The organism is Intestinimonas butyriciproducens, from assembly GCF_016901775.1.
Classification (GTDB): Bacteria; Bacillota; Clostridia; order Oscillospirales; family Butyricicoccaceae; genus Pseudobutyricicoccus.
Map to the genome: position 1 here is coordinate 40,230 of NZ_JACJKW010000004.1, position 11,736 is coordinate 51,965.

General features: G+C 59.8%; 9 protein-coding genes and 1 tRNA gene. 1 reads left to right on the top strand and 9 read right to left on the bottom strand.

Features of this window, described 5'->3' with window-relative positions; genetic code table 11:
* Position 1: 1 nt before the first annotated feature.
* The 9 genes from H6A25_RS03010 to gap all read right to left on the bottom strand — a co-directional run bounded on the left by H6A25_RS03010 (position 2) and on the right by gap (position 10,233).
* Positions 2-454 carry a hypothetical protein gene (locus H6A25_RS03010; protein WP_204750536.1) on the bottom strand — a complete coding sequence of 151 codons (453 nt, stop codon included), beginning with the start codon at positions 452-454 and terminating at the stop codon, positions 2-4.
* Positions 447-1,688: a competence/damage-inducible protein A gene (locus H6A25_RS03015; RefSeq protein WP_204750537.1), complete on the bottom strand. Its 1,242-nt coding sequence runs from the start codon at positions 1,686-1,688 to the stop codon at positions 447-449. Before H6A25_RS03015 ends, H6A25_RS03010 begins: the two co-directional genes overlap by 8 nt.
* A 43-nt stretch (positions 1,689-1,731) precedes the next feature.
* A complete protein-coding gene (thiI, locus tag H6A25_RS03020; protein WP_204750538.1) occupies positions 1,732-2,910 on the bottom strand; it encodes a tRNA uracil 4-sulfurtransferase ThiI in 1,179 nt (392 codons plus the stop codon).
* An 18-nt stretch (positions 2,911-2,928) separates the two neighbouring features.
* Complete coding sequence (locus H6A25_RS03025; RefSeq protein WP_204750539.1) at positions 2,929-4,059, bottom strand: cysteine desulfurase family protein; 1,131 nt, start codon at positions 4,057-4,059, stop codon at positions 2,929-2,931.
* Complete coding sequence (locus H6A25_RS03030; RefSeq protein ID WP_204750540.1) at positions 4,059-5,729, bottom strand: glutamine--tRNA ligase/YqeY domain fusion protein; 1,671 nt, start codon at positions 5,727-5,729, stop codon at positions 4,059-4,061. Before H6A25_RS03030 ends, H6A25_RS03025 begins: the two co-directional genes overlap by 1 nt.
* Positions 5,730-5,828: 99 nt before the next feature.
* Positions 5,829-7,487 carry a glutamate--tRNA ligase gene (gene gltX / locus H6A25_RS03035; RefSeq protein WP_204750541.1) on the bottom strand — a complete coding sequence of 553 codons (1,659 nt, stop codon included), beginning with the start codon at positions 7,485-7,487 and terminating at the stop codon, positions 5,829-5,831.
* A gap of 406 nt (positions 7,488-7,893) precedes the next feature.
* A complete protein-coding gene (locus tag H6A25_RS03040; protein ID WP_204750542.1) occupies positions 7,894-8,763 on the bottom strand; it encodes a ribokinase in 870 nt (289 codons plus the stop codon).
* A 53-nt stretch (positions 8,764-8,816) separates the two neighbouring features.
* A tRNA-Gly gene (locus H6A25_RS03045) sits at positions 8,817-8,890 on the bottom strand.
* A gap of 332 nt (positions 8,891-9,222) precedes the next feature.
* Entirely contained in the window at positions 9,223-10,233 is a 1,011-nt protein-coding gene (gene gap, locus H6A25_RS03050; protein ID WP_118747965.1) for a type I glyceraldehyde-3-phosphate dehydrogenase, read from the bottom strand.
* Positions 10,234-10,491: 258 nt separating this feature from the next.
* On the opposite strand from gap, the gene H6A25_RS03055 reads away from it, so the two are divergent.
* Positions 10,492-11,631 (top strand): sensor histidine kinase, encoded by a 1,140-nt coding sequence (locus H6A25_RS03055; RefSeq protein WP_204750543.1) that lies wholly within the window; start codon positions 10,492-10,494, stop codon positions 11,629-11,631.
* Positions 11,632-11,736: the final 105 nt, after the last annotated feature.

Consider the following 11,736-nt stretch of genomic DNA (forward strand, 5'->3'; position numbering starts at 1 on the left):
TTCATTCCTCCCCCAGGGCCCAAAGGGCCAGGGCCGCGGCAGTGCACAGATCGTCCCCTTCCAGCCCCTGGGACAGGGGCATCCAGAAAAGCCCTTCCGGCGCTTGCCCGCTTCCTTTTCCGGCAAAAACCAGCACTTTTTCCTGTAGCACCGCAGGGGAGGGCATGATTTCTCCCAAAAACCGGGGCTCCTCTCCGCCCAAGGCGGCAAACAGCCGCACCGCGGCATCCTGCGGGCTTTCCTCCGGAGCCAGAGGAGTGCGGGGCAAGCGCCCCTTTGCATCGGCCAGCGCCTGACGCTGCTCATCATAAACCAGAGCCAGCACCCGGTGGGGACGACAGATCACCTCCCGGCGGCTCTCTCTTCCGTCCTCCAGCTCCACCCGGTCCTGGCGGATGGAAAAGCTGGGGCCTTGATACACCGTTTTCTTTTCCAGGCACTTTTCCTCATGCATGGTCTATGCCCTCCAGGTGGCGGCGCACCAGATCAAAGGCGGTGGAAGAGGCCAGACGGCGCAGGCTCTCCCGGCTCTGGCGGGGCCGCAGGATGCGCACCGCCCATGTCCTGTCCCCCGTGCTGATGCCCACATAGATCAGCCCTACCGGCTTTTCGGGAGTGCCTCCCCCAGGGCCGGCCACGCCGGTGGTGGAAATGCCGATGTCAGCCCCCAGGGCCTTCCGCACCCCTTGGGCCATCTGGCAGGCGGTGTCTTCGCTCACTGCCCCTTTTGTCATGAGGGTCTCATGGCGCACACCCAGCAGGTTTTCCTTCACTTCGTTGTGGTAGGACACAACGCCCCCCAGATAACAGGCGGAAGCGCCGGGCACATCGGTGATGCGCTTGCCCATCAGCCCGCCGGTGCAGCTTTCCGCCGTGGCCAGGGTCAGGCCCCGGGCGGTCATTTCCTGCACCACTACCTGCTCCAGAGAGTCCACATCCACCCCATAGACCACATCCCCCAGCACCTGCCGCACTTCCCGGACGGCAGGTTCGGTCATGGCAAAGGCTTCCTCTTTATTTTTCCCCATGGCAGTGATGCGCACCAGGCATTCTCCCTCCTTGGCATAGGGAGCGGCAGTGGGGTTTTCCCAGCTGTCCATCTGGCGGCTCAGGCGGGATGCCATTTCCGATTCTCCCATGCCGAACACCTTCACATACCGGGAACAAAGTGCCCCGCCCCGGCGCTTTTCCAAAAAGGGCATCACCTTTTCCCGGAAGAGGGGGGTGCACTCCCGGGGCGGGCCGGGAAGCATGATAACCAGGCACCCTTCCCCTTCAAAGGCACAGGCCGGGGCGGTGCCCCAGTCGTTTTGAAACACCGTGCTCCCTTCGGGCACATCGGCCTGTTTTTCGTTGTTTTGGGTCATGGTGCGGCCTTTGAAATGCTCCCGCAGCCTTGCCATGGACTCTTCGTCCCGCACAAGGCCCTTGCCGAAGGCGGCGGCAATGGTCTCTTTGGTGAGATCGTCCGCCGTAGGCCCCAGGCCGCCGGTGGTGATGATCAGATCGGCTCTCTGTTTGGCCACTTCCAGCACGCTTTTCAGCCGGTCCGGGTTGTCCCCGCACACCGTCTGAAAATAGACCCCGATGCCCAGTTCCGCCAGGCCCTGGGCGATCATGGGGGCGTCGGTGTTGACGATCTCCCCCAGCAAAAGCTCGGTGCCCACAGCGATAATCTCTGTTCTCACAGTAATGGCCTCCCTTTTTATTCCGATCTGTATACTTTTTCTTTTAGCCTTCCGCCTTGCAGATGACCTGCTCCACGCCTTCCAGGGCCTTCTGGATCAGGCCCTCCACATCCAGCTTTTGTTCTTCTTCCAGCACCTTGGGCAGCTTGGGCTTGGTCTGGGGATGGCGGGGGGTAAAGACGGTGCAGCAATCCTCATAGGGCAGAATGGAAGTCTCGAAGGTGCCGATCTGCCGGGCGATGAGGACGATCTCCTCCTTGTCCATGCCGATGGCCGGACGCAGCACCGGCAGCTCACACACGGCGTTGGTGACGCCGATGGCCTCCATGGTCTGGCTGGCCACCTGGCCCAGGCTCTCACCGGTAATGAGTGCGCCGCAGTCCTGGCGCCGGGCCACCCGCTGGGCAATGCGCATCATAAACCGGCGCATGAGCACGGTGAACAGATCCTCCTGGCAATTTTTCCGGATCTGATCCTGGATTTCGGTAAAGGGCACCACATGGACCTTGATGGGGCCGCAGTAGGACGCCAGGATCCGTGCCAGATGAAGGGTCTTTTCCTTGGCCTCTTCCGAGGTATAGGGGTAGCTGAAAAAGTGGACGCCCTCCAGGTAAAGTCCCCGCTTGGCCATCATATACCCGGCCACCGGGCTGTCGATGCCGCCGGACAAAAGCAGCATGGCCTTGCCGTTGGTGCCGGTGGGCATTCCTCCGGCGCCGTGGATCCGGTCGGCATAGACGAAGGCCGCCTTGTCCCGCACTTCGATGTGCACCTGGGTCTGGGCCCCGTCCATCTTCACCTTCAGCCGGGGATAGGCGGAGAGCAGCGCCCCGCCCACCTGCCGGGCAATCTCCGGAGAGGTGAGGGGAAAGCGCTTGTCCGAGCGCTTGGCCTGGCAGCGGAAAGTCCCCGTGTGTTCCATGGTGTCTTTCAGGTATTCCACCGCAGCCTGACAGATGCTGTCCATGTCCTTGGGGCAGCTGATGGCCCGGCAGATGGCTACCACGCCGAAGATCTTCCGGCACACTGTGAGCGCCTCTTCCACCGGCGCGCCGTTTTTGGGCTCCACATACAGGGTGGACTGGATGGCATAGACCTCATATTCTCCCAGATGGGAAAGACGGCGGCGAACGATGGACAAAAGCCGGTCCTCAAACCGGGCCCGGTTCAGCCCTTTGAGCACCAGCTCTCCGCATTTGAGCAGCAAAACTTCTTGATTCATGGTATTTCTCCCGAAGGCCTAGAGGAAAAATCCCAGGGCTTTCTGAAGCCCTGCCAAAAAGGCCTTCACATCCTCCTGTGTATTTTCCGGGCAGAAGCTCACCCGCAGCGCCCCGTCAATGACGGCGGCGGGCAGCTTCATGGCTTCCAGCACATGGCTGCGCCTGCCCCGGGCGCAGGCCGATCCCCCGGACACATAGACCCCCTCGTCGGAGAGCACCCGCAGCAGCACTTCGCTGCGGCCCTTTTCCGGGGAAATATTCAGAATATGGGCCGCCCCGTTCTGGGGGGAATTGATGCGCACCGGGCAGGGCATAGCAGAAAGCCCTTCCACAAGGCTTTGGCGCAGAGCCGCCATGTGCCGCTGGCTTTCCTCCCGCTTTTCTGCCCGCAGGGCGCTGGCCACCCCCATGGAGACGATCTGGGGCAGGCCCTCTGTGCCCGAGCGCCGGTTTCCCTCCTGGCCGCCGCCGTGAAGCAGGGGACGCAGGGAGCGGGGATCTTTGCAGTAAAGGGCGCCCACCCCTTTCATGGCCCCGATCTTGTGGCCGCTCACCGACAAAAAGTCCACCCCCCCAAGGGAGATGGGCAGCTTGCAATAGGCCTGCACCCCGTCGATGTGGCACAGGCAATGAGGGGCCTTTTCTTTGGCTTTTTCCATGGCCGCCGCGGTGGGCAGAATGGCGCCGGTCTCGCTGTTGACCTCCATCATGGTGAGCAGAATGGTGTCAGGGCGCACCGCTTCCAGCACCCGGTCGCAAGACACCGTGCCGTCCTTTTCCGGGGGCACCAGAGTCACCTGGAACCCCTCTTGCTCCAAGGCTTTCAGGGTATCCAGGGTGGCCTTGTGCTCGATCTGGGTGCTGACGATGTGCCGGCCGAAGGCTTTTCCCTTCCTGGCGGCGCTTTGGATGGCGGTGTTGATGCTCTCGGTGCCGCAGGAGGTGAAGATTACCTGTTCTGCCTTGCACCCCATCGCTCCGGCCACCTGCCCCCGGGCCTGCTCCATGGCCTCCCGGGCCTGCTTGCCCATGGCATGAAGAGCGGAGGGGTTGCCATAGTCCTGCCGCATCAGGCGGAGGGCGGCCTGGGCCGCTTCCTCCAACACCTGAGTGGTGGCACTGTTATCCAGATAGTGGATGTTTTCCATTATTTATTGCCCTTGCCGAAGCTGTCTTTCAGGGTCACGGCCCGGTTGAAGACCAGATGGCCCTCGCCGCTGTCCCGGCTGTCGGCGCAGAAATAGCCCAGCCGCAAAAACTGGAACCGCTCCGAGGGTTTGGCCGAAGCCAGGGAAGCTTCCAGCTTGCAGCCCTTCAGCACTTCCAGGGAATTGGGGTTCATGCATTCCAGATAATCCTTGTCGGCGGCATCGGGAGCGGGATCGGAGAACAGGTTATCATACAGACGCACCTCTCCGTCCACGGCCGTGGCGGCATCCACCCAATGGATGGTGGCGCCCTTCACCTTCCGGCCGTCGGCGGGGTTGCCGCCCCGGGATTCCGGGTCATAGGTGGCGGTGATGGCGGTGATGTTGCCCTTTTCGTCCTTTTCGCAGCCGGTGCAGGTGATGAGATAGGCCCCTTTCAGGCGGCACTCCGGTCCGCCGGGATAGAGCCGCTTGTACTTGGGCACCGGGGTTTCCAGGAAGTCATCGGCTTCCACATACAGCTCCCGGGAGAAGGTCACTTCGCGGGTGCCGGCTTCCGGGTCGTTGGGATTGTTTTCCACCGGGAAGGTCTCGCTCTGGCCTTCGGGGTAGTTTGTGATGATCAGCTTCACAGGACGCAGCACCGCCATGGCCCGCTGGGCTTTTTCGTTCAGATCTTCCCGCAGGCAATGCTCCAGAAAGCTGTATTCCACTGTGCTGTTCACCTTGGCCACGCCGATGCGGTCGCAGAAATTCCGGATGGATTCCGGGGTATAGCCCCGGCGGCGCAGGCCGCACAGGGTGGGCATCCGGGGATCGTCCCAGCCGGACACCTTGCCCCCTTCCACCAGAGCCCGCAGCTTCCGCTTGCTCATGACGGTGTGGTCGATGCCCAGGCGGGCAAACTCGATCTGACGGGGCTTGTGGGGCACCGATACATTGTCGATCACCCAGTTGTAAAGGGGCCGGTGGGCCTCAAATTCCAGGGAGCACAAAGAGTGGGTCACCCCTTCCAGGGCGTCCTGGATGGGATGGGCAAAGTCGTACATGGGATAGATGCACCAGTCGTCCCCGGTGCGGTGGTGATGGGCGAACTTGATCCGGTAGAGCGCCGGGTCACGCATATTGAAGTTGCCCGAAGCCAGGTCGATCTTGGCCCGCAGGGTCATGCTGCCCTCGGGGAACTCCCCTTTCCGCATCCGCTGGAACAGGTCCAGGCTCTCTTCTATGGGCCGGTCCCGATAGGGGCTGACGGCCGGGGTGTTCACATCGCCCCGGTTCTGCTTCACTTCCTCAGGGGAAAGCTGGCACACATAAGCCAGGCCCTTGCGGATCAGTTCCAGAGCGTATTCATAGGTCTGCTCGAAATAATCGGAACCATAGCAGAACTTGTCCCAATCAAAGCCCAGCCAGTGGATATCCTCCTTGATGGCGTCCACATACTCGGTGTCCTCTTTGGTGGGGTTGGTGTCGTCCATGCGCAGGTTGCACTTGCCCCCGAATTTCTCCGCTGTGCCGAAGTCGATGCACAGGGCCTTGCAGTGGCCGATGTGGAGATAGCCGTTGGGCTCGGGAGGGAACCGGGTCTGAATGGCGTCGCATTTGCCCGCTTCCAGGTCCTCCTTGACGAACTCCTCGATAAAATTGCTGGTGACGATGTCCTTTTCCATACTCTATTCCTTTCCGGAGGGTTCCAAAGCCCTCCTTTGAAATGGACTCCCCTGGGCTTCTTTTGATCGTCCCCCAGGGGGTTTCAAACTTGATTTGTTTTATTTTGCCAGAAATTCTTTCATCTTCCGGAGGCGGGAGAGGCTGCGCTCCTTGCCCAGAAGGGTCATGATGGACCAAAGGTCGGGGGAATTTTTCCGGCCGGTGATGGCCACCCGCACCACATTGCTCACATCGCCCACATGGCCTTTCCAGCCGGTGGGGTCCTGCTTGTACGCCTTGACCTCCGGGCAGAAGCCCAGGCCCTCGCAGATGGCCTTGACCCCGTCAAACCAGGTGTTCTTGTCGGGGGCTTCCTCATAGGCCTTGGCGTAGGTGTCCAGAATGGCGATCATATCTTCTTTCTGGAGATTCTCCGGCAGGTCGTATTCTCCCTGCCATGTTTCGTCATAAAAATAGCTCACATAATCCCGCACATCGCTCCACTTGCGGATGTCCTTCCGGGGCTTTTTGCCGCCCCGGTCGATGGCGAAGATGCCCTGGGCATAGTCTGTGTCCCGATTGAGAAGGGCATACAGCTGCTCATCGTGGCCCTTTGCCCATTCCAGCACATCCTTCGTCACCTTCTCTGCGTCAAAGGCGCCGATGACGCCGGCGGACACATCGGCCAGCTTCACCAGGTCGAACAAAGCGCCCGACTGGCTCATCTTGTTCAGCTGGAGCTTGTAATCCTGGTAAGGTGCGGTCTTGTTCTGCCGTCTCCAATCCTCAAAGGGGGAATTGGCCAGGTTGAGCAGATATTCCAGCACCGCTTCCTTGGGATAGCCCTCGTCCACAAAATAGGAAACGGCGGCTTCCGGGTCTTTCCGCTTGCTCAGCTTCCGCTTGGCTCCATTGTCCTCTTTCATCACAGGGGAGACATGGGCGTACTTGGGCGGCTTGAGTCCCAGCACATAGAAGAGCTGAAGGTGAGTGGGCACAGAAGAGACCCATTCATCGCTGCGCACCACATGGGTGGTACCCATCAGGGTGTCGTCCACGGCGTGGGCAAAGTGATAGGTGGGGATGCCGTCTGTTTTGAGAAGCACGATATCGGCGATGTTTTCGTCCATCTCGATCTCGCCCCGGATCACATCCTTGTATTTGATCCGGCCGCCGGGCTTGCCCGGCGAGCGCAGGCGCATCACATAGGGCTTACCCGCCTTGATGTTCTCCTCCACCTGCTCCATGGTCAGGTCACGGCAGCGGGCGTAGGTGGTATGGTAGCCGGGCAGGGCCTTTTCCGCCTCCTGCTGCTTGCGGATGGCGGCCAGGTCCTCTTCGGTGCAGAAGCAGGGATAGGCCAGGCCGCGCTTCACCAGTTCCTTGCAGAAGGCCTGATAAATGGGGCCACGGCGGCTTTGCTGGTAGGGGCCGTAATCGCCCTTTTCCTCGGTCTGGCTCATCATGCCTTCGTCAAATTCCACGCCAAAATCACGCAGGCCCGAGACGATACCAGTGATGCCGTCCTCCACTTCCCGCTTCTTGTCGGTGTCCTCGATGCGCAGGATGATCCTGCCGCCGCTTTGGTGGGCCAGCCGCTCGTTGACCAGGGCGGTGAACAAACCGCCGATGTGGAGAAAGCCGGTGGGGCTGGGGGCAAACCGGGTGACCATGGCCCCCTGGGGCAGGTTCCGGGGAGGATAGATCTCTGTGAGATATTCCTCCATGGTTTTGTCGATGTGGGGGAACAGCAGTTCCGCCAGTTTATTATGATCCATTACACTTCCACTCCAAATTTCCCGGGAAAATCTTCCCTGGGCACAGTTTGATATTTTATTATATCCTGTTTCTCCCCACATTGCAACCGGGCGGAGTGCCTCCGCTGCCATACTGCGCAGCGCCAAGTCTTGTGAAGGAAACTTCCTTGCTTCACGCTGCGCGGCGGCATTTGCTGCACATGGCTTCACCTCAACTAGAGCGGCGTACCACCGGGGGCATACTGGCCCTCCCCGAACTCCAGTGGCACAGGAGCCTGTCATTTGGTCGGGCAGAGTGCCTCCGCTGTCACACTGCGCAGCGCCAAGTCTTGTGGAGAAAACTTCTCTATATCACGCTGCGCAGCGGCATTTGCTGCACAAGGTTTTACCTTAGTGCAAGCTGCTGCACCTCCCAGCCAGGGGAGGGTCAGTTTGGCAGTGCGGCCGCCGCACTGCCGGGGTGTTGGATGGTCTGGGCAGCGGCCCAGGCAGCCTTCTCCAAAGCCTGTGGGATGCTCTGCCCCATCATGCGGCTGGCCACGAAAAAGCCGGTGAAAGCATCCCCGGCTCCGGTGGTGTCCACTACCGGTACGGAAAAGGCCTTCTGGAACACCCATTCCCCCTGATGCAGGCACCAGGCCCCCCGGCTGCCCAGGGTGAGCACCAGGGTATCCCCCTGGAACCACTCTTCCAGCCCGCGACGCAAAACCTCTTCCTCCCGTGCTTCTCCCCCCAGCAGCTGACGCCCTTCCACCTGGTTGAGCACCAGGCAATGTACCTTTTCCAGACATAGCCCCAGCAGCTCCGGTTCCATGGGCGAAGGGTTGAAAACCACCTGCATTCCCCGTTTTCTCCCTTCTCTGAGCAGCAGGGGCAAACAGCTGATCTCGTTTTGCAGCACCAGCCAGTCCCCCGGGGCAAAATGCTCCAAGGTCTCCTGCACCTGGTCGGCTGTAATGCACCGGTTGGCTCCGCCATGGAGCAGGATGCAGTTTTCCCCGGCCCCGTCCCGCTGAATGACGGCGGTGCCGGTGTTCCCCGGCAGCTGCCGCACAAAGGAAATGTCCACACCAGCCCCCTGAAGGGTTTCCAGGAGAAACTCCCCGTCCTCTCCCACGCTTCCCGCCATATAAGCCTGGGCCCCGGCCCGGCTCAGGGCCACCGCCTGATTCAGCCCTTTGCCTCCGGCCAGCCGCTGCCGGGACAGCGCGCTGAGTGTCTCCCCCGCTCCCACAAAATGGGGCACCTGATAGATATAATCAATGTTCAGCGATCCAAAGCACAGCGCCTTCGCCATTTTTCTCACCTCTCGGAAGAGTATAAAAAAAGACAGCCCATGGCTGTCTTTTTTGGAGCGGGTAAAGGGAATCGAACCCTCCTATTCAGCTTGGGAAGCTGACGTTCTACCAATGAACTATACCCGCATGGAGTAACTCTATTATAGCGTATCTTTGGAAAATTGCAACCGCTTTTTTTGAAAAATCCCGTCGAAACCATAAAAATCCCCCGGCGCTGCAAGATATAGCAAAGAGAAAACCGATCACAGAATAATACAGTATCAGGCGCCCTTTTGCCCTTTTTTCAATCTGCAAAAAGCGGCGACCTGTGCGTCGGTTTTTGCACCTCTCAAGAGACCGGTGTGCGCCAAGGGCGTGCGCCGTGCCTCTTGCAAAAACTGGAAAAAGCGGCTAAGCCGCTTTTTCGAAAGGCAAATCCCCCGGCGCTGCAATGTGCGCCGGGGGATTGAAAATGGCTCTTATTTGGAGCAGACTGCGTGCATATGCTTCATCAGATCCACGGTACGGGCGGCATAGCCAGCCTCGTTGTCATACCAGGACACCAGCTTGACGAAAGTGGGAGTCAGAGCAATGCTGGCCTTGGCGTCAAAGACAGAGGACACCAGCACACCGGCAAAGTCGGAAGAAACCAGGGGCTCGTCGGTATAGCCCAGGATGCCCTTCATGGAGCCCTGAGAGGCTTCCTTGATGGCCTGGCAGATCTCCTCCATGGTGGCGGGCTTTTTCAGGTTGCAGGTCAGATCCACCACCGACACATCCAGAGTGGGAACCCGGAAAGCCATGCCGGTGAGTTTGCCGTTGAGCTCGGGGATGACCTTGCCCACCGCCTTGGCCGCGCCGGTGGAGGCAGGGATGATGTTGCCCGAGGCGGCCCGGCCGCTTCTCCAGTCCTTGCCGGAGCGGGCATCTACCACTTTCTGGGATTTTGTCATGGAATGGACAGTGGTCATCAGGCCTTCTTCGATGCCGAAGGTGTCATTGATGACCTTGGCCAGAGGCGCCAGGCAGTTGGTGGTGCAGGAGGCGTTGGAGACAATGTCCTCGCCCTGGTACTTGTCGTGGTTGACGCCCATGACAAACATGGGGGTGTCATCCTTGGAAGGGGCGGACATGACCACCTTCTTGGCACCGGCCTGGATGTGGGCCATGGCCTTTTCCTTGGTGAGGAACTTGCCGGTGGACTCCAGGATATATTCGGCCCCCACGCTGCCCCAGGGAATATCTCCTGGCTTTTCGCAGTTGAAGACCATGGTCTTTTTTCCGTTGACGGTGATGGAATTTTCATCCCAGGTGATGTCTGCATCCCATCTGCCGTGCACCGTGTCATACTTCAGCATATAGGCTGCGTATTCCGGCGTCAGGCTGGGGTGGTTGATGGCAACAAACTCCACCTCAGGATCGTCGATGCCGGCCTTGAATGCCAGCTTGCCAATACGGCCGAACCCGTTGATACCGATTTTTACGCTCATTCCAGATACCTCCGCATTTTCCTGCATTTGCATAAGACGGGCATTTTGTTCCCGCGCATATTTCTTATTCTTGATTATACACTATGTTCCCATAGTTTCTCAAGCACAAAGGAAGAACTTTCCCGCCGGAGGAAGTTTTTCTTGCAAACAGGCCAATCCCATACTAGAATGGGGATGGATGTTATGCAAAATGTACCAGTCTTTGCCTGAAAAGCAGGCAAAGATGCTCTCTATATCTGCCGGAAAGGAGGACCTGCCTTGGAAAATACCGCTCTGGGGGACATGACCTGGTTCCCCGCCGCCGATGACTATCTGATGATCTGCAGCCCGTCGGGCCGCATCCTCTTTGTCACAAGCAGCCTGCGTTTTCAGCTGGAAGAGGACCTGGTAGGCCGCTCTCTCAACGACATTTTCCCCGATTCCCTGGCCGCTCAGATCGTCACCCTGGCCCATGAGGGCCAGAGCCATTCCTTTCACACAAAGCTCCAGGGCAAAGCCGTCCGGTGCAGTATGACCCCCAAAGAGGGGAATATGCTCATCACCGTCTTTTTCGCCCAGGAAAACCATCCCCCGGCCATGGCCCTCAGCGCCGCCGAGCTGCTCAGCCGGGAAATCAGCAGCAGCCTGGGCACCATGTTTGCCGCCTGGGATGCCCTGCCCCCCGCCCAGGACCAAAAAAGCCAATACGCCAAAAGCGTGCTGCGCCAAGGGATGTACCGGCTGATGCGCATGGGCCGCAATCTGCTGGACTGCGCCCGGGCCGAAAGCGGCCAGCTGGAGCTGAATGTGCGCCAGAGTGATCTGTGCCAGCTTGTGCGGCAGCTGTGCCAGCGGGTAGAGCCCATGGCCGAAGAAGTGGGCATTCCCTTTTCCTGGGACTGCCCGGAGGAACCCCTGTTCTGCCCCTTCGACCGGGAGCGGGTGGAGCGGGTGATCCTGGGTCTGATTTCCAATTCCATGAAATACACCCGGCAGAAAAACCAGATGCGGCTGGTGCTCACCAAACGGGAGGACAACGCCGTGATCATCCTGGCCGACCGGGGCCGGGGCATTCCCGCTTCGGTGCTGCCCCATCTTTTCAGCCGTCCCCCCGAATCCTCCCTGTCCCGGGGACTGATGGTGGGAGGGGCCGGCTACAGCCTGATGCTGGCCCGGGCGGTGATGCTGCTCCACGGCGGCACCTGCGTCATTTCCAGCGTTCCCGATGAGGGCACCACCGTCACCCTGTCCCTGCCCCTGCACCCTTCCACCCCCTATCTGTCCCTGGGCGCTCCGCCCCCGGACTATGCCAGCGGCTTCGACCATGTGCTGCTGGAACTCTCCACCGCCTTGCCCGCTTCTTTCTATAAAGAGGAGCCCAAAAAATCAAAGTCCTATCCTGCTTCCCCGGAGCAATAAAAAAAGAGCCTTTCGGCTCTTTTTTTAACATGTCGAAAAAGTGGCCTGGGCCACTTTTTCGAGTTTTGCAAGAAGCTGCATGCACGCCTGTGGCGCACACTGGCT

Bases quoted from the DNA above. Each gene is read 5' to 3' on its own strand.
- H6A25_RS03025 (WP_204750539.1), bottom strand. From the start codon at position 4,059: ATGGAAAACATCCACTATCTGGATAACAGTGCCACCACTCAGGTGTTG.
- gltX (WP_204750541.1), bottom strand. From the start codon at position 7,487: ATGGATCATAATAAACTGGCGGAACTGCTGTTCCCCCACATCGACAAA.
- gap (WP_118747965.1), bottom strand. From the start codon at position 10,233: ATGAGCGTAAAAATCGGTATCAACGGGTTCGGCCGTATTGGCAAGCTG.
- H6A25_RS03010 (WP_204750536.1), bottom strand. From the start codon at position 454: ATGCATGAGGAAAAGTGCCTGGAAAAGAAAACGGTGTATCAAGGCCCC.
- H6A25_RS03030 (WP_204750540.1), bottom strand. From the start codon at position 5,729: ATGGAAAAGGACATCGTCACCAGCAATTTTATCGAGGAGTTCGTCAAG.
- thiI (WP_204750538.1), bottom strand. From the start codon at position 2,910: ATGAATCAAGAAGTTTTGCTGCTCAAATGCGGAGAGCTGGTGCTCAAA.
- H6A25_RS03040 (WP_204750542.1), bottom strand. From the start codon at position 8,763: ATGGCGAAGGCGCTGTGCTTTGGATCGCTGAACATTGATTATATCTAT.